The organism is Sphingobium sp. LMC3-1-1.1 (assembly GCF_040676285.1).
In the GTDB taxonomy this organism is placed as follows: Bacteria; Pseudomonadota; Alphaproteobacteria; order Sphingomonadales; family Sphingomonadaceae; genus Sphingobium.
Map to the genome: position 1 here is coordinate 532,050 of NZ_JBEGHQ010000001.1, position 23,237 is coordinate 555,286.

The window sequence follows — 23,237 nt, forward strand, 5'->3', positions numbered from 1 at the left end:
GGACGTTCGGCGCTGCCGCCCATCCCAATCCCCGCCCCATCAAGCGATATTCCCATAAACGACGAAAAGCCCCGCTTGTGCGTTGGAGCGCTTCCCACTAAATCGCCCGAATGACTTCGACCAACGACATTCGCCGCTCCTTCCTCGACTATTTCGGGGCCAACGGCCACACCATCGTTCCGTCCGCGCCTCTGGTGCCGCACAACGACCCGACGCTGATGTTCGTCAATGCGGGCATGGTGCCGTTCAAGAATGTCTTCACAGGGCTGGAATCGCGGCCTTATTCGACCGCAACATCCAGTCAGAAGTCGGTCCGCGCCGGCGGCAAGCATAATGACCTCGACAATGTCGGCTACACCGCGCGCCACCACACCTTCTTCGAAATGCTGGGGAATTTCAGCTTCGGCGATTATTTCAAGGAACAGGCGATCACCCATGCCTGGACCCTGCTGACGAAGGAATGGGGCCTGTCGCCGGAAAGGCTGACGGCGACCGTCTATCATACCGACGACGAGGCCTTTGACCTCTGGAAGAAGATCGCCGGCCTGCCGGAGGAGCGGATCATCCGTATCCCCACCAAGGATAATTTCTGGGCAATGGGCGACAGCGGCCCCTGCGGTCCCTGCTCGGAAATCTTCTACGACCATGGCGACCATATCTGGGGCGGCCCGCCCGGATCGCCCGAAGAAGATGGCGACCGCTTCGTCGAAATCTGGAACCTCGTCTTCATGCAATATGAGCAGGAAGCGAACGAGATCGTCAGCGAACTGCCCAAGCCCAGCATCGACACCGGCATGGGTCTGGAACGTATCGCGGCGGTGCTGCAAGGCGTCCATGACAATTATGACACCGACACGTTCCGGGCACTGATCGAGGAATCGGGCGCGCTGACGAAGACCGCCACCGATGGTGCGTTCAAGGCCAGCCATCGCGTCATCGCTGATCACCTTCGTTCGACCAGCTTCCTGATCGCGGACGGCGTGCTGCCCGCCAATGAGGGCCGCGGCTACGTCCTGCGCCGCATCATGCGCCGAGCCATGCGCCACGCCCACATCATCGGCGCGAAGGAGCCGTTGATGCACCGGCTCGTCGGCAGCCTCGTCTCCGAAATGGGCGGCGCCTATCAGGAACTGGTCCGCGCGCAGCCACTGATCGAGGAAACGCTGCTGCGTGAGGAGACCCGATTCCGCCAGACCCTGGAAAAGGGCCTGAAACTGCTCGACGAAGCAACCGGCGATCTGGCCGAAGGCGACACCTTGCCCGGTGAAACCGCGTTCAAGCTCTATGACACCTATGGCTTCCCCTATGACCTCACGGAAGACGCGCTGCGCTCGCGCGGCCTGACCGTCGACCGCGCCGGCTTCGACGCCGCCATGGCCGAGCAGAAGGCCGCTGCGCGCGCGGCGTGGAAGGGCTCGGGCGAAAAGGCGTCGGACGAAATCTGGTTCGACATCGCCGAAAAGGCGGGCAATACCGAGTTCATCGGCTACAGTTCGACCGAGGGCGAGGGCGAGGTGCTTGCCATCGTCAAGGACGGTGTGAACTTCGACAGCGCGACCGCGGGTGAGACGGTGACGATCATCACCAACCAGACGCCATTTTACGGCGAAAGCGGCGGCCAGATGGGCGATGCGGGCACGATCAGTTCGCAATCCGGACTCGTCGCGGATGTCGAGGACACCGCCAAGCCGCTTGGCCGGCTCCATGCCCACCGTGCGAAGATCGGCGCGGGCAGCGTCAAGCTGGGCGATACGGTGCATCTCAGCGTTGACGTCAGCCGTCGCGACCGGATTCGCGCCAATCACAGCGCCACCCACCTGCTGCATGCGGCATTGCGCAACCAGCTTGGCGCGCATGTCACGCAAAAGGGTAGCCTGGTTGCGCCGGATCGCCTCCGCTTCGACTTCTCGCACCCAGAGGCTTTGACCCATGGCCAGATCGCGACGATCGAATCCCAGGTGAATGAGCAAATCCGCCACAATGAAGCGGTGACCACACGTCTGATGACCCCGGACGATGCCATTGCGGCCGGCGCGATGGCGCTGTTCGGGGAAAAATATGGGGACGAAGTCCGTGTGCTTTCCATGGGCAGGGGGGACGCGAACAGCTATTCGGTCGAACTTTGCGGCGGCACGCACGTCCGCGCGACGGGCGACATCGCGATCTTCAAGATCATCTCGGAATCGGCCGTGTCAAGCGGCGTTCGCCGTATCGAGGCCCTGACGGGGGAGGCTGCGCGCCTCTGGCTGTCCGACCGCGAGGATCGCTTGCGCCAGTCCGCCGCCGCGCTCAGAACCACGCCCGAGGAAGTCCCCGCCCGCATCACTGCGCTGGTCGAACAGAGCCGCAGGCTCGAACGCGAACTGGCCGAAGCGAAGAAGGCGCTGGCGCTCGGCGGGGCAGGAGCTGGCGGGGCGGGTGCCCAGGCGGCTGGTCCTGAAAAGGTCGGCGCGATCAATTTCATCGGTCAGGTGATCGAAGGGCTGGACCCCAAGGAATTGCGCGGATTGGTGGATCAGAACAAGGCGGCGCTGGGCAGCGGAGTTTCCGCGGTGCTGGCAGTGGTCGATGGGCGCGCCAGCATCGCCGTGGGCGTCACGGACGATCTCACGGCCACGATAAGCGCCGTGGACCTGGTTCGCGCCGGTGTTGAAGCGCTTGGCGGAAAGGGCGGCGGCGGTCGTCCCGACATGGCCCAGGGCGGCGGGCCGGACGGGGACAAGGCGCAGACGGCGATAGAATCCGTCAAGGCGGCGCTGGCCAGCGTGCCGGCGTAACCAACCGACAGGTCCGGTCCTCACAAGCGAAAGGCGGACAATTCCTGGCGAACCGTGCTCCTTCGCAGAAAGCAGTGCGGTTTTGTCCTTTATGGAAGATGGCGACGCGCATTGTCTTTTCATGCGCCACGGCAGCATGCCGAAAAATGGCATGCTCTTGCTCGTCATTGTGTAATCTGTTCCGCCGAGCCCCGTAGCAAATGGACGCCGCTTTCCTCATGGACCTACCCGCGATCCTGGCCGACATCGTTGCCCATATGGCGGAGCAGGAAGACCACGGCGTCGTTGCCAGCTATATCCCGGAACTTGCCAAAATCGATCCCGGCCAGTTCGGCATAGCGGTTGCGACGGCGGACGGCCGACTGATCGAAGGTGGCGATTCCGAAACCGCCTTTTCGATCCAGTCCATCTCAAAAGTGTTCGCCTTGACCCTGGCGCTTGGCAAAATAGGCGATCAGCTCTGGCAGCGGGTCGGACGGGAACCGTCCGGCAATGCCTTCAATTCGATCGTTCAACTGGAGCAGGAACAAGGCATTCCCCGAAACCCCTTCATCAACGCTGGCGCTGTGGTCGTCGCGGACGTCAATCTGGGCGGCCATCAACCTCGCGTGGCCATTGGCGAAATGCTGCGCTTCGTTCGCTTTCTGGCAAATGACGACAGCATCGCGATCAATGAGACCGTTGCCGCGTCGGAGACAGCGACGGGTTTTCGCAACATGGCGCTGGCGAATTACATGCGCGCCTTCGGCAATATCCGTCATCCGGTCGATCTGGTACTCGGCACCTATTTTCATCAATGCGCGATCGAGATGAGCTGTCGCCAGCTTGCGCTCGCCGGTCGTTACCTGATGCTTGATGGTCGGCACCCCGAAGGCGGCCGGGTTGTCTCGTCGAACAGGGCAAAACGGATCAACGCCCTGATGTTGACCTGCGGCCATTATGACGCTTCGGGCGATTTCGCTTTCCGCGTCGGCATTCCGGGCAAGTCAGGCGTGGGCGGCGGCATATTGGCGATCGTGCCCGGTCGCGCCTCCATAGCAGTGTGGTCACCCGGCCTGAACGACAATGGGAACAGCAAGCTTGGCACGCTGGCGCTCGAAGAACTGGCCAGGCAAACAGGCTGGTCCGTCTTCAGTCCACCCCCGGCGCCGGATTAAGGCACCTCATCTGCCCTCAGCCTCCGCAGCTTGGGCGCGGTTTCGAGCTGGGCCGCATCCTTGATACCCATGCGCAAATCCTCCCTGGTCTGGTGGATCGATGCGATTACTGGCCCCATTGCGACGCCCAGGTCAACCAGCGCGGTTTCCGCTAGCTGAAGAGAGCTTTCGAGCGTTTCCGGAACGGCATCGCTCGCCCCGGCGCGATAAAGCTGCGCTGCATGATCGGTATCCCGCGCACGCGCGATGATCGGCAGGTCGGGCACCCATCCCCTGACGCGCTTTGTAACGCGCACGGAAAGGACGGGGTCGTCCATCGTCAGGATCAGCGCCCGCGCATGGCCGAGACGAAGCTTGTCGAGCATTTCGGCGCGCGATACGTCACCGAACAATATAGGATATCCGCCGCGACGCGCCTCCGCGACGACATCCGGGTCGGATTCCACGACAATGAAGCGCTGCTTGTGCAGGTTGAGGAGGTCGCAGACCATGCGTCCCACGCGTCCAAAGCCGATCACGACCGCCGCCGCCTGGATATGGTCTTCGGTGAATTCCGGCGTTTCTTCGCCCAGCGCCATCTCCAACCGTCGGGCAACATCGTGCCCGAGCCGCGCAAGCAGCGGCGTTATGGTCAGCCCGATCGCGGTCACGATCTGCCAGAAGGCGGCGGTAGACGGGAGGATCAACTGCGCCGCGGCGGCGGCGGACAGCACGATCAATGTGGTTTCCGACGGGCTGGACATCAGCACGCCGACTTCCAGCGCGACGCCTTTTCTTGCGCCGGAGAGGTAGAGCAGGGCAGCAGTTACGATCGTTTTGGCGAGGACGACGCCGATCACCGCCAGAATGAGCGTAGGCCAGTTGGCGAGGATGACGCGTACGTCCAGGCCCATGCCGACGGTAATCAGGAATACGCCGAGCGCCAGTCCTTTGAACGGCGCCGTCATGACCTCGACTTCGCCGTGATAATCGGTTTCCGCGATCAGCAGCCCGGCAAGCAGCGCGCCGACGATCGGGGAGAGGCCAGCGATGGACGTGGCCATGCTGGAGACGATGACGACCAGCAGGCTGGCGGCCAGGAATACTTCCGGGCTTTTCGTACGGGCGGCCTGGCTGAAGATGTGCGGAAGGCAGAGCCGTCCCAGAACCAGCATGACGGCGATGGTGATACCGCTTTTGAGCAGCGTGTCCGCCAGTTCGGTCCACGGGCCATCCGGACTGGCAGCTACGGAGGGAGCCAGGGCGCCCAACATGAAGATGATGGGGACGAGGGCCAGATCCTCGAAGAGGAGCATGGAAAAAGCCGCGCGTCCAACCGCGCTTTGGGTGCCGACCATCGGCAGAACGACGGCCGTGGATGACAGCGCGAGCGCAAGGCCAAGGCCAAAGGCACCTGCTGGCGCCTGCCCAAGGAGATAAAGGCCAAGTGCGATCAGTGTGCCGCCGCCGATCAATTCTGCCGCGCCCACGCCGAACACTTGCGTGCGCATGGTCCAAAGGCGACGGAAACTGAGTTCCAGCCCAATGGAAAAAAGCAGCAGGATGACGCCCAGTTCGGCAAAGGGCTCAATCGCTGCCCTGTTCGAAATCGTGACATGGTAAAGCCAGGGATATTGGCCGACCAATGCACCCAGCCCAGACGGTCCGACCGCGAGCCCGACAAGGATGAAGCCTATGACGGGACTGATCCGAAGCCGAGCAAAGCCGGGGATCACGACCCCCGCAGCGCCCAGGATGACAAGGGAATCGCTGAAACTCTGAGGATTGATCGCGCCGGCCATGGCGGATCATCGCGACAAATGCCGCGGATATCCAGCGCTAAGCACCGCAAGCCGGAAAAATGCCGAATGATGACAGGCGGGACATGGTCTGCCTGACGCAGGAAGTATCGATGGATTTACTGACCGGGAAGGCTATCGATCCAGCGCTCGAGTGGAACTGCTGACCACGAAATATCATGACGGCCGGGACATGATGTCGCCATCGAAGCCGGCGGGATGGGCCTCGACGCGCCCATTGTGGCGGAGGCCGTGGATGCCTGGATTGCCGCTACTCTTGGCCAGAACGGTTCGTGAGCGCACGCAGCCTTGTCGGAATGCTGTCGGAACGTGACGCAAAAAGGTGAACGCCAGCCTTCGAAAAAGCCAGCAAAATCAGTGCTGGTGCGGACGGCGGGACTTGAACCCGCATTCCCAGGGGGAGGCGGATTTTAAGTCCGCTGCGTCTACCGATTTCGCCACGTCCGCTTGAGGCCGCCACCCCTGAAGGCTAACGGCGCGCAGGTCAAGGACATGGTTTGGTCAGAGAGCAGCTTTGCCGTTCAGGCGCTCCCGCATCTCTTTTCCAGGTTTGAAATAGGGAACGCGTTTGGCATCTACCGGCACCTGTTCGCCGGTCCGCGGATTGCGGCCGGTCCGTGCGTCGCGCGCTCTGGTCGTGAAGGCGCCGAAACCACGAAGTTCCACTCGCCCGCCGCTGGACAGGCGATCGACTATTTCCTTGAAGAAAAGATCGACGATCCTTTCCACTTCCTGGAGGTTGAGGTTTGGATTTTCCTCAGCCAATTTCTGAATGAGTTCCGAGCGTATCATTGGTCCTCCAGACTCCCCCTTCTGGTTCCCGGTTTATTTATAATGAATCCGCGACCTTCTGACAATCGGCCAATATCGGTATGTCAATCTCATTTTGGGAAAATAAAAAGCCCGCCGGAGTTAAGTTCCGGCGGGCCATATTACTTAAGTTACATATCGAATGTGCGCTTAGCCTTCGCTCTTGGCCTTCAGCGCTTCGCCCAGAATGTCGCCCAGCGACGCGCCGCTGTCGGACGAGCCGTACTGCGCCACGGCCTGCTTCTCTTCTGCGATCTGAAGGGCCTTGACGGAGAAGGTCGGCTTCTTCGCACGGTCGAAACCAGTGACCATCGCATCGAACTTCTGGCCGATCTGGAAGCGTTCCGAACGCTGCTCATCGCGATCGCGACCCAGGTCGCTGCGCTTGATGAAGCCGGTCGCGCCGTCCTCGCCCGCCTGGACTTCCAGGCCGCCGTCGCGGACTTCCAGAACCGTGACAGTGATCGTCTGGTTCTTGTTGAGACCAGCGGCAGCGGCGGTCGTGCCACCAGCAGCCGGGCCGCCACGCTCAAGCTGCTTCATGCCAAGGCTGATGCGCTCCTTCTCGACGTCGATGTCGAGAACGACGGCCTGAACCGTCTCGCCCTTGCGGTGCAGAGCCAGGGCGTCTTCGCCCGAAATGCCCCAGGCGATGTCCGACATGTGGACCATGCCGTCCACGTCGCCGTCCAGCCCGATGAACAGACCGAATTCGGTCGCGTTCTTGACTTCGCCCTCGACGGTCGAACCGATCGGGTGACGTTCGGCAAAGCTGTCCCAGGGGTTGTTCTGGGCCTGCTTGAGGCCGAGCGAGATACGGCGCTTTTCGGGATCGACTTCGAGGACCAGAACTTCGACTTCCTGGCTGGTCGAAACGATCTTGCCGGGGTGGACGTTCTTCTTGGTCCAGGACATTTCCGAAACGTGGACCAGACCTTCGATGCCGGCTTCCAGTTCGACGAACGCACCATATTCGGTGATGTTCGTGACCCGGCCCGACAGCTTGGCGCCCACCGGATATTTGGCGGCAGCACCTTCCCAAGGATCGCTTTCCAACTGCTTCATGCCAAGGCTGATGCGCTGGGTGTCGCGGTTGATGCGGATGATCTGCACGCGGACGGTATCGCCGATGTTGATCATCTCGTTCGGGTGGTTGATGCGCTTGTACGACAGGTCGGTGACGTGCAGCAGGCCGTCGATGCCGCCCAGGTCAACGAACGCACCATAATCGGTGATGTTCTTGACGACGCCCTCGATGATCTGACCTTCGGCCAGCGTCTGGATGAGGCCGCTGCGCTGTTCGGCGCGGGTTTCTTCCAGAATGGCGCGGCGCGACACGACGATATTGCCGCGGCGGCGGTCCATCTTCAGGATCTGGAAGGGCTGCGGAATATCCATCAGCGGGGTGACGTCGCGCACGGGGCGAATATCGACCTGCGAACCGGGAAGGAACGCCACGGCGCCGTCGAGGTCGACGGTGAAGCCGCCCTTGACGCGGCCAAAGATGACGCCTTCGACCCGAGCATTTTCGGTGAACTCGGCTTCGAGCTTGTCCCAGGCGGCTTCGCGGCGCGCGCGGTCGCGCGACAGCATGGCTTCGCCATGGGCATTTTCGACGCGGTCGACATAGACTTCGACCTCGTCGCCGACCTTCAGGTCAGCCTTCTGGCCTGGCGCGGCGAATTCGCGCAGCGGCACGCGGCCTTCCGACTTCAGGCCGACGTCGATCAGAGCCATGTCGTTTTCGATGCCGGTAACGGTGCCCTTGACGACGCGACCTTCGAAGCCGCCGTCCTCGCCACCGAGAGAATCATTGAGAAGCGCGGCGAAATCGTCGCGCGAGGGGAATGCCGTAGAGGCCATGGTAGTTTCCTTCATTCTTCATTGCTGGCCTACCGGTTGTATCCGGTGGTCTTTCAGGCCAAATCGTCCGCGGGGCCGAATACCCGCGCGAACATCCGTAAGACCTGACGAGTCGACGCCTGGTGGATAAGCGAAAAGGGCGCCTGGGAACTCCCGGCACCCGGCATCGCGTCAGGCCTGTCGCCGACGTTCCAACTGGGCGTCCACCAGTGCAATGGCCTGCCGGACGGCGGCGTCTATAGTCAAATTGCTGGTGTCGAGCAAGTCCGCTCCATCGGCCATACGGAGCGGCGCATGGTCGCGGCTCATGTCGCGGGTGTCGCGCGCCTGGATGTCCGCGATCAGGCTATCCATGTCGGGATGGCCGCCATGGTCGAGCGCGTCCTGATAGCGCCGCTGGGCGCGAACATGGACGCTGGCGGTGACGAAGATCTTGGCTTCGGCATCGGGCGCGATGATGGTGGCGATATCCCGGCCATCCAGGATCGCGCCGCCGGGTTGGGTCGCGAATTCGCGCTGCCGATTGACGAGGGCCTGACGCACGCTCTGATGGATCGAGACGCGGGAGGCGAGCGAACCGACGGCCTCGCTGCGCAGAGCAGGATCGTTCAGCATGGCGGCGTCGAAATCGCAGGCAGCGAGAGCGTCCGCTTCGTGATCGGGATCACCGCTTCGCTTCAAGACGGCGAGCCCGACAGCGCGATAGAGCAGGCCGGTGTCAAGGACGGGCAGGCCATAATGACGGCCGAGCGCCTTGGCGATGGTGCCCTTGCCGGAAGCGGCTGGACCGTCGACGGCGATGATCATGATGCTTTGCCTTTCCGCCATGCCTTGGCAAGGCCGATGAGCGCGATGATGGACCACACGATCTCCAGCGCCAAGGACGCGATGTTGAAATGGATGGTCAGCGAATAGATCAGCAGCAGTGCGCCGACCAGGTTCAGCAGGTTGAACAGGATGAAGTTCAGCGTCTTCGCCATGTTGCTGTAGGCATAGGCAAAGACCATCATGCCACTGCCGATCAACCCGATGATGCTGGCGAGATCGAAGGTCATGTCAGCGCGCCGAGCGATTGCAGCAGGGTGGTGAAACCCGGGAAGCTGGTCGCGACGGGGCGCATGTCATCTATGGTTACACCATTGCTGGAGACAAGGCCCGCAATCGCGAAGCTCATGGCGATGCGGTGGTCCAGCTTCGTGGCGATCGGACCGCCGCCGGGCAGGAGCGTGCCATTGCTGCCCTCTATGACGATGCCGTCCTCCAGTTCCTCGACCTGCACGCCGATGGCACGCAGCCCCGCCGCCATGGTCGCGATACGGTCAGATTCCTTGACGCGCAGTTCCTCCAGTCCGCGGAATATGCTGCGTCCTTCGGCCAGGGCGGCGGCGATGAAGGCGACGGGATATTCATCGATCATCGACGGCGCCCGCGCCGGATCCGGCTCCACCCCCTTGAGTGCCGAGGCGGTGATCACGAGGTCGCCCACCGGCTCCCCGCCGACCTGGCGCGGATTTTCGACAATGATGTCGCCGCCCATTTCCCGCAGCAGATCGACAAGGCCTGCGCGGGTTGCGTTGAGGCCGACATTGGCGATCGTGACCTTCGATCCCGGAACAAGAAGCGCGGCGACCATCGGGAAGGCGGCCGAGGAAGGATCGCCGGGAACGGTGATCGATTGCGGGAGAAGTTCCGCTTCGCCCCTGAGCGTGATGATGCGCGTGCCGTCCGCTTCCACCTCGACCTCAAGGTCTGCGCCGAAGCCCTTGAGCATTTTCTCGCTATGGTCGCGGGTAGGGACCGGCTCCACGATGCGGGTGATGCCGGGCGTGTTGAGCCCGGCAAGCAGGATGGCCGACTTCACCTGCGCCGACGCGACGGGGAGGCGGTAGTCGAGCGGTACGGCCGGGCAGGCGCCGCGCATCGTGAGCGGCAGGCGGTCGCCGGGGCTGCTTGTGAAACTCGCGCCCATGCGGGACAGCGGATCGGTGACGCGCGCCATGGGGCGCTTGCTGAGCGAGGCGTCGCCCACGAAGGTCGCGGTGATGGCGTGGCTGGCGACAAGACCCATCAACAGGCGGGTGGAGGTGCCGCTATTGCCCATGTCGAGCGGGCCGTCCGGTTGAAGCAGGCCGCCGACGCCGACGCCGTGGATATGCCAGATGCCGTCCGCATCCTTGCTGATGTCCGCACCCATGGCCCGCATGGCGGCCGCGGTGGCCAGCACATCCTCTCCCTCCAGCAGTCCTTCGACCCGGCTTTCGCCCACGGCCAGCGCCGAAAGCATCAGCGATCGGTGCGAAATGCTCTTGTCGCCCGGCACGTGGATCGAACCGGAAAGGGCGGGGGAGGCGGTGAAGGTCATCGGGGTCGGCTGGTCGGAAAAAGCGGTCACGGGTCAATCCGTCTGCAAAACTTGAAAAAATGCGCCCGGCTTTTGACAGCGCGGCCTCGCTATGGCAAGGCGCCGTCTCTTCGCGGGCGACCCTGTCGTGCCGCGTAATTTCTGTTTTGAGCACTCGCAAGAGAAGGATAAGGCCGGACATGGTCAAGGCTGAATGGGGCACGAAGCGTACCTGCCCGAAATGCGCCACGCGCTTCTACGACCTGGGCAAGGATGACCCGGTCACCTGCATCAACTGCGGCACCGCCTGGGAACCGGAACCCGTGCTGAAGTCGAAACAGCCGTTGCCCTATGAGGAAGCGCCCAAGAAGGTCATCGAAACCGCCGACGGTGAAATGGAGACGGCCGACGACGATCTGGACCTGGATCTGGACGTGGATGATGACGGCGATTCGCCGGACAATGACGTCGATCTGGGCGGCGACGACGACCTGGGCGTCGATGCCGGCGGGGACGATGGCGACGACGACAATTAATTGAATTTTGTGCTTGCCAAGGAGTTCGCTGCCACCTAATGGCAGCGGCCTCCGAGGCGCCGGACCCAAACGGCGCCGACACTGGAAACGGGGCCTTAGCTCAGCTGGGAGAGCGCCTGCATGGCATGCAGGAGGTCAGCGGTTCGATCCCGCTAGGCTCCACCAGTTTTTCGGGAAATGAAATGTCCCTAGGGACATTTTTCCGAAAAACTCCCGAGCGCAAGCAAGGGGTGTGTCGAGGTTGCAAATGACTTCGATCAACGCTCCTGGTGATTTGGGCACGGGACGTCCAGACATAAGGCCGACGGCTTTGACGCCGGACATGGCCTGATCCATTGGGATGCGGTATGATGCCGCAAACGATGGGGCCTTAGCTCAGCTGGGAGAGCGCCTGCATGGCATGCAGGAGGTCAGCGGTTCGATCCCGCTAGGCTCCACCAAATTTTCCTATCATCCGAAATGCCTTGCCATCGGCAGGTCGCTCGATCCTGTCGGGCGGGAGGCTGCTGATTGCGGCCGATTTCCTTGATTTTCCGCCGAAGTTCACAGTGTATGCGCGCGCGTGCCTGGGCGCGCGTATCCGCGGGGGTCTGATATGCCGGACATTTCAAAGACGGCGTCTGGTAGGTCGGTCGGGACGGAATAGGACAGGCGAAAATATCCCCTGTTGGACAAATAGGACGCTTTTTGAGGATGCTGTTGCTGCTGGGTTACGGTTGAGCCTTATTTCGTCGTCTGCATCGCAGATGCTGCCGCCTGTCGCGATATGCAGTGCAAGGCTTAGCGGAGCCGGCTGACTCGCGATCATCGTCAGCTAGCCATTTGGATTAGCTGCTGAATTTTTCGAGCTAATGCTAAATGCGAAGAAGCGTAAATAAAACAAGGCAGTAGTGTCGCGGCAAGTTCAGTTCGTGAAGGGGGGAAGAACGTGCCGAAACTACTCGCTACGATTTTATGGTCGACTTCGATTGGAGTAATCCCGGCGCAGGCTCAGGCCCCGATGACAAGCTCCGCGGGTGTCGCCAGCGTCCAATATGTGCCGGTCGGCACCAAGTTTGCGGTTCGCATTTTGGCCGACCTGACCACCAAGAAGAAGCAATCCTATTCCGGTCAAAGATTTCCGATTGAAACAGTCGCTCCTGTAATGATTGGTCCGCTGGTGGTCATTCCCGCTGGAACGCGCGGCGAAGGAGAGATCATTGAAGCTCGCAACAAAGGCATGTGGGGCAAGTCGGGCTTTGTCGAAGTTCGCGCCGTCCACCTTAATATGAGCGGACGCCGCGTCCGTTTGACGGGCGGAATCAACGACAAGGGAGTAACGGGTACGGCGGTAGTTGTAGGCGCTGTCATGACTTCCTGGCCATTGGGTTTCATCATGACCGGCACAAGCGCCCGCATCCCTCGCGGAACTGCGTTCACCGCCATTCTAGATGAGGATCTTCCATTCATCATGGGCGCGCCGGCCGGCGACATGTTGGCGCAATCGGCATTGGCAACGACGCAACAACCCATGTCCGACGGGGGCGAGACGGAGTTCCGCAACGGGGTGCCACAATGAAGATGCGTTTCGTCTTGAGCGCATGGCTCAGCGCGAGTTGCATGGTCTCGGCAGTAGATGCACAGATCCTCGCTTCGCCTTTGCCAGGCGTGTCGCAGAACAGAGCCGATGCTCCCCGCTGGATCGACGGCACCATTGTGCAACTTTCGGTGGTGGATGCCGTAGGCAGCAGAGGGGCGAAGCCGGGGGACAGGTTCAGGCTTCGAGTGGAAGCACCTGTCTGCGTTGACGGGAGGTTGGCGATCCCTGTCGGGGCAACGGCCTGGGGAGAAGTACTATCCTCCTTTCGCAGTAGCGCCGGCGGAACACGAGGACGGTTAAGCTGGCATCTGCGCGAAGTTGAAACCGCCTGGGGGCCAGTTTCGTTGCGCGGAGATCAGGAAGCCGTCGGAGCCTCTGGCGCGGACTCGGTTGCTGTTGCCGTATATCTTATTGGAATATACGGATTTCTTTTGAAAGGCAAAAATGCAGGGTTACGGACCGGTGATCTTATGTCCGGCTATATTGTCGGGGGGGTGCGAGAGCCGGAGCATTTGATGCCCATTGTTTTGAACCATTCCGGAAACGCATGTTGAAAATCAAGCCGGCTGGACGAAGCTGTCCATCACCCGCTTGCGTCCGGCCGTCTCGAAGTCGATCTCCAGCTTGTTGCCTTCGATCTGCGCCACGGTGCCATAGCCGAATTTCTGGTGGAAGACGCGCAGGCCGATGCTCATGTCGTCGCGACCCTTGTTGCCGAGCGAGACGGCTGATGTGCGCGCTTCCACGATCCGGATGGGTTCGGTGGTGAATTGCCCGCCCTGCTGGGCGCGCTGCCAGCCCGGACCGCGGCCGGATCCCCGTTGGACATTGGCGAAGGGATCTGCACGTTCGGACCAGTTGGCGCGCCAGAGCGAGGCGCCGCCAGCCATGCTGCTCTCCTCCTCCACATGTTCGGGAGGCAGTTCCCCGACGAAGCGCGAAGGGATGGAGCTGGTCCACTGGCCATAGATGCGGCGGTTGGCGGCGTGGAGGATGATGCAGGATTTCCGCGCCCGCGTGATAGCGACATAGGCGAGGCGACGCTCCTCCTCCAGACTGTTGAGGCCGCCTTCGTCCAGCGCGCGCTGGGAGGGGAAAATTCCCTCCTCCCACCCTGCCAGGAAGACCGTATCGAACTCCAGCCCCTTGGCGGCGTGGATGGTCATGATCGTGACCTTGCGCTCGTCCTGCTGCGCCTCATTGTCCATGACGAGGCTGACATGCTCAAGGAAGGCGCCCAGCGTCTCATATTCCTCCATGGCGCGGGTCAGTTCGCTCAGATTTTCCAGCCGTCCCGCGCTTTCGGCGGTGCGTTCGGCCTGGAGCATGGCGGTGTAGCCGCTTTCGTCCAATATCTGCCGCGCCAGCTCGGCATGAGGCAGTTGCGCCGCGCGGTCGCGCCAGCGGGCGAGATCGCCGATGAAGGCGCCCAGGCTGCGCCGGGCCTGCGGCGTCATCTCATCCGTGTCGAGTATCCGCGCAGCGGCGAGGGCGAGCGGTATGCCCTCTGCGCGGGCAAGCCGATGCAGCTTTTCCACCGCCTTGTCGCCCAGGCCGCGTTTGGGAACGTTGACGATCCGTTCGAAGGCCAGATCATCGGCAGGCTGGTTGACCAGGCGAAGATAGGCAAGCGCGTCGCGAATCTCGGCACGTTCATAGAAGCGGAAGCCGCCGACGATGCGATAGGGCAGGCCGATCTGTATGAAGCGGTCTTCGAACTCGCGAGTCTGGTGCTGGGCGCGGACGAGGATGGCGACCTCGTCCAGCGACCCGCCTCCGCGCTCTATCGATTCGATTTCTTCGCCTACGCGCCGCGCTTCCTCCGGTCCGTCCCATACGCCGATGACCCGGACCTTTTCGCCCACGTCGATGTCCGTCCAGAGCGTCTTTCCCAGGCGATTGCCATTTTCCGCGATGACCCCTGAGGCAGCGCCCAATATATGGGGTGTCGATCGGTAATTCTGTTCCAGCCTGACGATCTTCGCGCCCGGAAAATCCCTTTCGAACCGAAGGATATTGGCGACTTCCGCGCCGCGCCATGAATAGATGGACTGGTCGTCATCGCCCACGCAGCAGATATTCTTGCGCGTCTGCGCCAGCAGGCGGAGCCAGAGATATTGGCTGGAGTTGGTGTCCTGATATTCGTCCACCATGATGTAGCGGAAACGCTGCTGATAGCTTTCCAGAACGTCGCGGTGGCGTTTCAGAATCGTCAGAACATGCAGCAGCAAGTCCCCGAAATCGCAGGCATTCACATCGCGCAGGCGCGCCTGGTAGGCGGCGTAGAGCTTCTGCCCCTTTCCGTTGGCATAGCCCTCGCTCTCGCCGGCGCCGATTTCCTCCGGGGTCAGGCCCTTGTTCTTCCACTGGTCGATAAGGCCGGCGAGCTGGCGGGCGGGCCAGCGCTTCTCATCGATACCCTCGGCCTGGATGAGTTGCTTCATCAGGCGAAGCTGATCGTCCGTGTCGAGGATGGTGAAATTGGATTGCAGGCCGACCAGTTCGGCATGGCGGCGCAGCATCTTTGCGGCGATCGCGTGGAACGTGCCGAGCCACGGCATGCCCTCTATTGCGGGGCCGATCATGCGACCGACCCGTTCCCGCATTTCCCGCGCCGCCTTGTTGGTGAAGGTGACAGCGAGGATTTCGGAGGGATAGGCCTGCCTGGTGGCGATCAGATGGGCGAGGCGGGCGGTGAGCGCCGCCGTCTTGCCCGTGCCTGCGCCGGCGAGGACCAGCACCGGCCCCTCGGTCGTGAGCACGGCTTCCCGCTGGGGTTCGTTCAGCCCCTGAAGATAGGGGGGATCATCGGGCGAGGGAGCGGGCAGGGTCATGAGCTGTCAACTAGGATGCTGGGCGGGAAGCGGCAAGAGCGGGCCCCTTGCGCTACCGTTCCTTCTATGAGAACAAAAGGCGAATCATGCAAGGAGAAAGGCCATGGTCTCTGGGCGATGCCAATGTGGGGCTATCCAGTATGAAGCGCGGGGGGAACCAGTCCATAGCGCGCTGTGCCATTGTTCGGATTGCCGGAAAAGCGCCGGAGCGCCGATGGTCGGCTGGGCTCTGTTTCGCGAAGATATGGTGACTGTGACGGGCAAAGCCGTGAGCTACCAGTCCTCCGAAAATGTGACGCGGGAATTTTGCGGAACCTGCGGCACGGGGTTGTTCTATCGCAACTCTGCTTTCTTTCCGGGGATGGTCGACATCCAGACGGCAACGCTGGACGACCAGTCCGTTCTGCCGCCCACCATCCATGTGCAATTCGCCGAGGCTGCGCCGTGGATGGCGGGTGCGCATGAATTGCCCAAGTTCGAACGCTATCCGGAGCATTGAGGCCCCACCGGGGAGCGTCATTGGGGCATCGTCTGACGGCGCGATCGCAACGGTTCGTCGCCATCGCAGGAACGCAGGCGTAATGCATCCGGTTCTTTGTCCAGCCCGAATGGCAGAACGGGGTGAGAACAAGGAAAGGATGATCCCGATGAAATCGATCCTGTTGGCTGGTGCGGCCATGCTGGCCTTTTGCACTGGCGTCACTGGTATGGCGATCGCGCAGGACATGCCTGCTTCGACGCAGCCGCCAGCGACCGGTGCGCCGCCTCCGCCCGAACAGGGCGCGACGCCTGCCACACCCGCCACGCCGGCCGACCCCGGAGCGGCTTCCGCCAGTCCGGCGACACCGGCTACACCGCCGCCCGCCGCTGATCCCAATGCTGGCCAGCCGATGGGTGCCGTGCCTCCTGAGACGGGCATGCAGCCGGCGCCCGCCGGCGTGCCGCATGATCCCTCCGCTCCGGTCGGCACGTCTGCCAACCCCGCTACGGTCGGCGGCAACATGACTCCTCCGCCAACTGAACAGAAGGATTATCCGCTGTGCAGCAAGACCGTGCAGGATAGCTGCATCAACAGAAGCGAAGCGCCCAAATCTATGCGCAAGCGGCGCTGACGGCTTTCGGGCCGGGCAGGGCGGCGATGATGGCCGCAAGCCCGGCCCGGTCCCGCGCCGCATCGGCAAGGCTATGCTGGTCGAGCACAGACAGGAAGGCTGTGGTGGCGGCCCGCAATATGCCCGACAGGCCACAGGCCTGACGTAGCGCGCAACCCTCACAGTCGGCCATTTTCATGTCAGGCTCGCTATGGCGGACGACTTCGCCCAGGCCGATAGTCTCTGCCGGACGCGCCAGGGTGAAGCCTCCGCCACGTCCCCTCTGGGTCTTCAGAAAGCTGCCTTGGGCGAGATGATGCACCACCTTCATCAGATGGTTGCGGGACAGGCCGTAGGCGTCAGCGATCTCCGGGATGGTGGCGCGGCCGCCTGGTGCGACCGCGAGATGGATGAGAACGCGCAGGGCATAGTCGGTGTGGCGGGTCAACTGCATGGCATCCACGCTTATAGGCCATAGGACGGGTCTTGAACATATATCCTGTTTACATCTTAAAACATGCATAGTAGATGCACCTTTGTAACTGCTCGACAAAGGTGCATCCATGACCCAATTGACCAACGACACCATTGCCATCGTGAAAGCGACTGCCCCTGCCTTGCGCAAGCATGGCGTGGAGATCACGACGGCCATGTACGCCCGTCTGTTCATGGATGCGTCGATCAGGGATATGTTCGATCAGGCGGCGCAGGAAAGCGGGGAGCAGCCCAAGCGGCTGGCTGCGGCGATCCTGGGCTATGCCGAGAATATCGACAGGTTGCAGGCTCTGGACGGCGCCGTCGCGCGGATGGTGCAGCGCCATGTCGAAACGGGGGTCAAGGCGGAACATTACCCCAAGGTGGCCGAAGCGCTGCTGCCCGCCATCCGCGATGTGCTGGGCGAGGAGGTGGCGACCGATGCCGTGCTGGACGCCTGGGGGCAGGCCTATTGGTTCTTGGCCAATATCCTGATCGGCAAGGAGGCACAGGCTTATGAGGATGCCGAAGCGGCGTGATCCGGCGTGAAGGGCTTCCGCGAGGACCGGGGCCGATCGGAGGGGCGGATTATTCCGCCTGGTCCGTTGCGCGTAGCAGCGTCAGCCGGGCTTTGCCGACGTCCCGGACCGCGTCGGTGGCGAAGCCCTTGACCTCGACATCTTCCCGGCGGTCGGTCTCGATGCTGATCCATGTGGCGGGGCCGGTCCAGCCCAGGCGGCTGAGCTTGTCCAGCGCCACCATGCCCGCCCCGCTTTGATAAGGCGGGTCCATGAAGATAAGGTCCAGCGGCTTGCTCGCCGGGCCAAGCGACAGGACGCTGCTCTGGCGAATGTCGGGACGGATGCCAAGCTTGTCGCCATTGGCGCGGATCGCATCGAGCGCGGCACGGTCCTGTTCCACAAAGACGCAGCTTGCCGCGCCGCGTGAAAGCGCTTCGAAACCCAGGGCGCCCGAGCCGGCAAAAAAATCGCCGACGCTCAACCCCTCGAAGGAGCCGATCCGGCTCAGCAGCATGGAAAAGAGGGTCTCGCGGGTGCGATCCGCCGTGGGTCGCGTCGCGTCGCCGCGGGGCGCGACGAGGGGGCGGCCGCGCCACTGGCCTGCGACGATCCTCATTTCGCGTCCTTCAGGCTCTTGCGGAACAGGACCAGGTCGTGCTGGCGCACCTCCTCGACCGCGCCGGATGCGAGTTCGCCCAGGTGGAAGGGGCCATAGCTGGTGCGGATCAGCCGGTTCACCTGAAGCCCCAGATGTTCGAGCACGCGGCGGACTTCGCGATTCTTGCCTTCGGTCAGCGTCATTTCGATCCACTGGTTGCGCCCGGTGCGGCGTTCCAGATTGGCCTCTATCTGGCCATAGCGGATGCCGTCGATCTCCAGCCCGTCGAACAGATCCTCAAGCTGGTTCTGGCTGACCTCTCCGAAAGCGCGGGCGCGATAGGTGCGCGGCACGCCGGTCGAGGGCAGCTCCATCTGCCGCTTGAACTCTCCATCGGTGGTGAGCAACAGCAGGCCTTCGGTCGTCATGTCGAGCCGTCCGATCGGCATGACGCGGGGAAGGTCGGCCGGCAGCTTGTCGTAAATGGTGGGCCGCCCGCGAGGATCGCGCTCTGTCGTCAGGAAACCCGATGGTTTGTGAAAGAGGAACATGCGCGCGGGTGCCGGCGCGGCGACCGGGTTGCCGTCGACGGCGACGCCGTGAAGCGAGGTCAGGAGCGTGGCGGGCGTGGACACTGTCTCCCCGTTCAGCGTGATCCGTCCTTCCTCGATCATCCGCTCAATCTCCCGCCTGGACGCAATGCCTGCGCGGGCGAGCAATTTGGCGATGCGCTGCGGCTCGTTCTTGCCGCTAGCGACGGCTGCGGCGCGGGCGGGATGGGGATTGGCCGGTTTTGCGGGCGCCGTCCTGGCCTTCTTGAAGGGCGGGCGAGCCGGGCGGGACCCTGGCACCGGTTTGGCGTCATTCGGACGTCTGGGACCACCGGAGCCCGGCCGACGCGGCGGCCCAGATTTTTTCGGCGGTTCCACAGAAGAGTTCCTTTTCAAAACGGGATGGCCTCCCCATATTGGAGAAGCCAGGAAATTGACGAATGGTGCTGTCCTTGCGCCCATGCGCCAGGACGATGCGAAACCCCTGCGGGGCGCTGCACGTTGGTCGGTTGAATGGCGCAAATGGGGCGTATCGGCAAATGTTTTTCGGGCTGGTAAAAGGGGAAGCCGGAGCGCGGGAGCGCCGCAAGGCCATTCGCAGCGTGCTGGTGGTCGAGGATGAACCGCTGGTTGCCTTCGACAATGAACATGTGCTGGAAATGGCGGGCTATCGCGTCGCCGCGACCGTCGACGAATATGCCCATGCCGTCAGTGTCATGGAGGAGGAAAGCGTCGATCTGGTGATCGCGGACGTGACCCTTCATGGCGAGAAGAGCGGCATCGACCTGGCGCGCTTTGCCGCAGGTCGAGGAGTTGCGGTGCTGTTCGTGACGGGCGCCTGCCCTGTCGACGCGCGAGGCTTGGCACTGGGATGCCTGGCAAAGCCATATGCGCCGCGCGATCTGTTGGCGGCGATCAATGTCGTGGATGCTCTGCTGCGGGGCAAGATTCTGCCTCGCTTGCCCGATGGCCTGCACCTGTTCGGGGATGCTGTCTGATCCGATCGCCGATATAAGATGGGCGGACGGCTTGCCACACTGACATTTGCCCATATGGTGGCCCGGACTATCATCGTCCGGGGGCGCATCAATTTATGACCGACATGGCGAAGGGCTCGACAAGCTGGCTGGATGCGGTGAAGCCCTATATGCAGAAGGCGCCCTTGGGTGCCTTTTTTCTCGGTATATCGTCGGGCTTTCCCTATGCGATGATCGGCGCCACGCTGACCACCCGGCTGGCGCAGGACGGCATCGACAAGAAGGCGGTGACGGCGTTCACCCTCGCTTTCCTCGTCTATAATCTCAAATGGCTGTGGGCCTGGGTCGTCGACGGGGTTCGGCTGCCGGTCATAGGTCGCCTGGGGCAACGCGTGAGCTGGCTGCTGCTCGCGGGATTGCTCGTGATGGCGGCGGTCATCAACCTGGCATTGGTCGACCCCGCCAGCGGCCTGCTGCAGACGGCCTATGCCGCGATCCTGGTCGGCGTTGCGGGTGCCACCTTCGACATCGTCATCGATGCCTATCGGATCGAGACATTGCGGCCGGAGCAATTGGGGGTGGGGTCAGGCATGTCGCAATATGGCTGGCGCATCGGATCGGTTGCAGCGGGCGCGCTTGCGCTGGTGCTGGCGGCGCGGATCGGCTGGCATGGCGCCTATATGGCCTGCGCCATATTCGCGCTACCCGCCATGCTGACCGGGCTCGCACTCGGCGAACCGGAGCGGCACCGCGAACCGACGGCGCGGCGGGGGCTGGACGAAATATGGCAGTCGATCGCCGGGCCGCTCGTGGAATTCTTCCGGCGGCGCGGCGCCTGGCTGGTGCTGCTGTTCATCCTGCTGCACAAGATCGGGGACACGCTCGCCAATCTGACCTTTCGCCTGCTGTTTGACGATATGGGCTACACCAATGACGAGATCGCCATTTACGATGTTGGCATCGGCTTCTGGGCCTATCTGATCGGGATTTTCGTCGGCGGCGTGCTCTATGCGCGCATGGGGATGAAGCGGTCTGTGCTGGTCAGCCTGCTGCTGATGGGCGTGTCCAATTTCAGCTTCGCGCTGCTGGCGGCGCTGGGCAAGAGCAATTGGGGTATGGCCGGTGCCATTGGCTTCGAAAATTTTGCGAGCGGGATCGGCGGGGTGACTGTGGTCGCCTATTTCTCGGCGCTCTGTGACCTGCGCTTCACGGCCGCGCAATATGCGCTGATTTCGGCGGCGGCGAGCATTGTGGGACGGTTCCTGACCGGGACGACCGCGGGTGGAATGATCGAACGGTTCGGCTATGTCGACTTCTACCTGCTGACCACCGCCCTGGCGGTGCCGGGCATCGTCCTGTTCTGGCTGATGATGCGCGCGGGACTGATCGATGCCAGCGTCGGCACGGCGGCCACGCAGGATGGCTGAACCGATGTGCTCGGCATCTGTTTGAAAACGCGCGAAGCAGCGTATTTCCAGACAGTCTCTAAACCGCCCCATAAAGTCCGAGAGGACGCCCCAGGTCGCGATGCGCCTGCGCCACGGCCTGAAGGCAGGTGAGGGCGCCCAGTGCATGGTCGTTGCCCAGCAGTGCCGCCACATCGTCATAGGCCGATCGGGGATCGCGCAGGGCGCTGCCGATCGCCTGCATCATCAGCGCCTCGTCGCTTGTCATCCGCGAACAGCAGCAGGGCGCGATCAATATCTTGCGGCTGGAGGTCCGGGCCAATTCGAGCATCATCGCGCGCATCAGCACCAGCGGCCGACGATAGCTGCGGCCGAAGGCGCCGAGCATGGCATTGGCGGCATGGGCATCGTTGACGCCGGCCGTCGCGATGCGGCGCATCACGTAGAGGAAAAGCCGGTTGCCATAGCCGCCGGGAAGCGGCCGGAGATTATCGAGAGAGGGGGAGTCTCCATGGACCATGCGTCACTACCTTCTGCCTTGTCGTCAGATGGCAAAGCTACGCTATTGCGAGTCAATCGCAAGTAAAATCAGTCGGGAAATTGCCCGTTCAGTCGCAAAATTTCACCGGCGAGGTAGAGCGAGCCGGAAATCAGCAATTTTGAGGCGTGGTCCGGTCCAGCGGCAATGGCCGCAATGGCGTCTTCCGGCATGGCATGAGCGGTGCAGCCAATGCCCCAGCGATCGGCAATGGCGGCGAATCGTTCCGGTGGATGATGGTCATGGCCAGGTACCGGCAGGGCATGGATATGCGCGATCCGACCGGCAAAAGGACGGAGGTAGGCCTCCAGATCCTTGTTCGACAACATGCCGATCATCAGCTGGAGCTTCTGCTCCTCAAGCCTTTCGCTGGTGAAGAAGGCGCTGATCGCCTCACCCGCACTGGCATTGTGGCCGCCATCCAGCCAGGCTTCGGTGCTTTCGGGCAGGGGGGCGAGCAGCGGACCATGGTCCAGCCTTTGCAGGCGGGCTGGCCAATGCGCCCAGAGCGGCGCTGCCTTCAAGGCGGCCTCGCCTACGGGTATGACATTCTGGTGCCGCAGCATGGCGAAGGCGAGCGCGGCATTGTGGATCTGGTGCGCGCCGGGCAGGCGCGGCAGGGGGGTGTCGAGCCGTCCCTGATCATCGCGATAATGGAGGCGATCCCGATAGGCCGCCGCGTCCCAGCTCTCGCCCATGGCAAACCATTGGGTCCGGTTGCGGGCCGCGGCTTCCAGCATCACGGGGAAGAGCGCGTCGGCATAGCGCTGCGTCACCAGCGGCGCACCGGGTTTGGCGATGCCGGCCTTTTCGGCGGCAATCTCCCTGATCGTGGCGCCAAGGAAGCTCTGATGGTCGAGGCCGAGCTGCGCGATGCCGCAGATCACGGGTCGTTCGATGATATTGGTGGCGTCAAGGCGGCCGCCAAGGCCCACTTCCACGATGCAGGCGTCGGCGGGATGTTCGGAAAAGGCGAGGAAGGCTGCGGCGGTGGTGACCTCAAAGAAGCTGGCGCCGATCCCTTCCGCCACGTCGAGCACGCGGGAGAGATAATGGGCCAGCGCTTCGTCGGAGATCAGCTTGCCGCCAATGCGGATGCGTTCGTTGAAGCGGACCAGATGGGGAGAGGTGAAGACATGGACCTTCCTGCCGTCCGCCTCCAGCGCAGCGCGGAGGAAGGCGCAGGTCGAACCCTTGCCGTTGGTGCCGGCAACATGGAAGACCGGCGGCAGGGCGCGATGCGGGTTGCCGATGCGGTCCAGCAGGCGGGCGATGCGTTCCAGCCCCAATATGTCGGCGCCGGGCGACAGGGTGGCCAGGCGGTCAAGCTGTGCCTGAACAGCCGGATCGTCGGAAACGGCGTGGTCGGCCATCGGCTCTGGTCT

Annotated in this window: 21 protein-coding genes and 3 tRNA genes; 11 read left to right on the forward strand and 13 right to left on the reverse strand. The window is 62.7% G+C overall.

What is annotated here, in order from left to right; translation table 11 throughout:
- Positions 1–110: 110 nt before the first annotated feature.
- Together alaS and MRBLMC3_RS02640 are read left to right on the forward strand one after the other, a co-directional pair.
- Complete coding sequence (gene alaS / locus MRBLMC3_RS02635) at positions 111–2,777, forward strand: alanine--tRNA ligase (RefSeq protein ID WP_363825628.1); 2,667 nt, start codon at positions 111–113, stop codon at positions 2,775–2,777.
- Positions 2,778–2,995: 218 nt separating this feature from the next.
- A complete protein-coding gene (locus MRBLMC3_RS02640) occupies positions 2,996–3,934 on the forward strand; it encodes a glutaminase (protein WP_363734935.1) in 939 nt (312 codons plus the stop codon).
- Here the strand turns inward: MRBLMC3_RS02640 and MRBLMC3_RS02645 are convergent.
- From MRBLMC3_RS02645 to aroA, 7 genes are all read right to left on the reverse strand, one after another.
- Positions 3,931–5,715 (reverse strand): cation:proton antiporter, encoded by a 1,785-nt coding sequence (locus MRBLMC3_RS02645; protein ID WP_363734933.1) that lies wholly within the window; start codon positions 5,713–5,715, stop codon positions 3,931–3,933. The genes MRBLMC3_RS02640 and MRBLMC3_RS02645 overlap by 4 nt on opposite strands.
- A 379-nt stretch (positions 5,716–6,094) precedes the next feature.
- A tRNA-Leu gene (locus MRBLMC3_RS02650) sits at positions 6,095–6,180 on the reverse strand.
- Between the two features lie 54 nt (positions 6,181–6,234).
- Positions 6,235–6,525, reverse strand: coding sequence for an integration host factor subunit beta (locus MRBLMC3_RS02655; RefSeq protein WP_133654677.1), 291 nt, complete (start codon positions 6,523–6,525; stop codon positions 6,235–6,237).
- Between the two features lie 168 nt (positions 6,526–6,693).
- On the reverse strand, positions 6,694–8,406 hold the full coding sequence (rpsA, locus tag MRBLMC3_RS02660) for a 30S ribosomal protein S1 (protein ID WP_133654678.1): 1,713 nt from the start codon (positions 8,404–8,406) through the stop codon (positions 6,694–6,696).
- A gap of 171 nt (positions 8,407–8,577) precedes the next feature.
- A complete protein-coding gene (gene cmk, locus MRBLMC3_RS02665; RefSeq protein WP_363825630.1) occupies positions 8,578–9,213 on the reverse strand; it encodes a (d)CMP kinase in 636 nt (211 codons plus the stop codon).
- Complete coding sequence (locus MRBLMC3_RS02670; protein WP_133654680.1) at positions 9,210–9,461, reverse strand: CBU_0592 family membrane protein; 252 nt, start codon at positions 9,459–9,461, stop codon at positions 9,210–9,212. The genes cmk and MRBLMC3_RS02670 overlap by 4 nt, the downstream gene beginning before the upstream one ends.
- Positions 9,458–10,798 (reverse strand): 3-phosphoshikimate 1-carboxyvinyltransferase, encoded by a 1,341-nt coding sequence (gene aroA, locus MRBLMC3_RS02675; protein ID WP_363825633.1) that lies wholly within the window; start codon positions 10,796–10,798, stop codon positions 9,458–9,460. The genes MRBLMC3_RS02670 and aroA overlap by 4 nt, the downstream gene beginning before the upstream one ends.
- 149 nt (positions 10,799–10,947) lie before the next feature.
- Here aroA and MRBLMC3_RS02680 point away from each other — a divergent pair, with 149 nt between their 5' ends.
- The 4 genes from MRBLMC3_RS02680 (at position 10,948) to MRBLMC3_RS02695 (ending at position 12,841) form a co-directional block, all read left to right on the forward strand.
- A complete protein-coding gene (locus MRBLMC3_RS02680; RefSeq protein ID WP_133654682.1) occupies positions 10,948–11,283 on the forward strand; it encodes a TIGR02300 family protein in 336 nt (111 codons plus the stop codon).
- 89 nt (positions 11,284–11,372) lie between these two features.
- Positions 11,373–11,448: transfer RNA gene (locus MRBLMC3_RS02685), tRNA-Ala, on the forward strand.
- Positions 11,449–11,647: 199 nt separating this feature from the next.
- Positions 11,648–11,723, forward strand: a tRNA-Ala gene (locus MRBLMC3_RS02690).
- A gap of 560 nt (positions 11,724–12,283) precedes the next feature.
- On the forward strand, positions 12,284–12,841 hold the full coding sequence (locus tag MRBLMC3_RS02695) for a hypothetical protein (RefSeq protein ID WP_363825635.1): 558 nt from the start codon (positions 12,284–12,286) through the stop codon (positions 12,839–12,841).
- 578 nt (positions 12,842–13,419) lie between these two features.
- On the opposite strand, the gene MRBLMC3_RS02700 is transcribed toward MRBLMC3_RS02695, so the two are convergent.
- Entirely contained in the window at positions 13,420–15,696 is a 2,277-nt protein-coding gene (locus tag MRBLMC3_RS02700) for an ATP-dependent helicase (protein WP_363825638.1), read from the reverse strand.
- A gap of 103 nt (positions 15,697–15,799) precedes the next feature.
- Between MRBLMC3_RS02700 and MRBLMC3_RS02705 the strand changes: the two genes are divergently transcribed.
- Both MRBLMC3_RS02705 and MRBLMC3_RS02710 read left to right on the forward strand, forming a co-directional pair.
- Complete coding sequence (locus tag MRBLMC3_RS02705; RefSeq protein ID WP_363825641.1) at positions 15,800–16,195, forward strand: GFA family protein; 396 nt, start codon at positions 15,800–15,802, stop codon at positions 16,193–16,195.
- 148 nt (positions 16,196–16,343) lie between these two features.
- Positions 16,344–16,808, forward strand: coding sequence for a Fe-S oxidoreductase (locus MRBLMC3_RS02710; protein WP_363825644.1), 465 nt, complete (start codon positions 16,344–16,346; stop codon positions 16,806–16,808).
- Here the strand turns inward: MRBLMC3_RS02710 and MRBLMC3_RS02715 are convergent.
- Positions 16,789–17,241: an RrF2 family transcriptional regulator gene (locus MRBLMC3_RS02715; protein WP_363734922.1), complete on the reverse strand. Its 453-nt coding sequence runs from the start codon at positions 17,239–17,241 to the stop codon at positions 16,789–16,791. The two genes, MRBLMC3_RS02710 and MRBLMC3_RS02715, sit on opposite strands and share 20 nt — an antisense overlap.
- A 109-nt stretch (positions 17,242–17,350) precedes the next feature.
- On the opposite strand from MRBLMC3_RS02715, the gene MRBLMC3_RS02720 reads away from it, so the two are divergent.
- Positions 17,351–17,800, forward strand: a complete 450-nt coding sequence (locus MRBLMC3_RS02720; protein ID WP_363734921.1) for a globin domain-containing protein — start codon at positions 17,351–17,353, stop codon at positions 17,798–17,800.
- Positions 17,801–17,849: 49 nt separating this feature from the next.
- Here MRBLMC3_RS02720 and rsmD read toward each other — a convergent pair whose 3' ends face one another.
- Together rsmD and MRBLMC3_RS02730 are read right to left on the reverse strand one after the other, a co-directional pair.
- Positions 17,850–18,398: a 16S rRNA (guanine(966)-N(2))-methyltransferase RsmD gene (rsmD, locus tag MRBLMC3_RS02725; protein WP_363825646.1), complete on the reverse strand. Its 549-nt coding sequence runs from the start codon at positions 18,396–18,398 to the stop codon at positions 17,850–17,852.
- Entirely contained in the window at positions 18,395–19,309 is a 915-nt protein-coding gene (locus MRBLMC3_RS02730) for a pseudouridine synthase (protein ID WP_363734918.1), read from the reverse strand. The genes rsmD and MRBLMC3_RS02730 overlap by 4 nt, the downstream gene beginning before the upstream one ends.
- Before the next feature lie 161 nt (positions 19,310–19,470).
- Between MRBLMC3_RS02730 and MRBLMC3_RS02735 the strand changes: the two genes are divergently transcribed.
- Both MRBLMC3_RS02735 and MRBLMC3_RS02740 read left to right on the forward strand, forming a co-directional pair.
- The gene (locus tag MRBLMC3_RS02735; protein WP_363734917.1) at positions 19,471–19,929 is read left to right on the forward strand and encodes a response regulator; all 459 of its coding nucleotides are present in this window, start codon (positions 19,471–19,473) and stop codon (positions 19,927–19,929) included.
- A gap of 95 nt (positions 19,930–20,024) precedes the next feature.
- Complete coding sequence (locus MRBLMC3_RS02740; RefSeq protein ID WP_363734916.1) at positions 20,025–21,335, forward strand: AmpG family muropeptide MFS transporter; 1,311 nt, start codon at positions 20,025–20,027, stop codon at positions 21,333–21,335.
- A 58-nt stretch (positions 21,336–21,393) separates the two neighbouring features.
- Here MRBLMC3_RS02740 and MRBLMC3_RS02745 read toward each other — a convergent pair whose 3' ends face one another.
- Positions 21,394–21,834 carry a DUF6628 family protein gene (locus MRBLMC3_RS02745; RefSeq protein ID WP_363734914.1) on the reverse strand — a complete coding sequence of 147 codons (441 nt, stop codon included), beginning with the start codon at positions 21,832–21,834 and terminating at the stop codon, positions 21,394–21,396.
- 68 nt (positions 21,835–21,902) lie between these two features.
- Positions 21,903–23,225: a bifunctional folylpolyglutamate synthase/dihydrofolate synthase gene (locus MRBLMC3_RS02750; RefSeq protein ID WP_363825648.1), complete on the reverse strand. Its 1,323-nt coding sequence runs from the start codon at positions 23,223–23,225 to the stop codon at positions 21,903–21,905.
- Between the last annotated feature and the right edge of the window lie 12 nt (positions 23,226–23,237).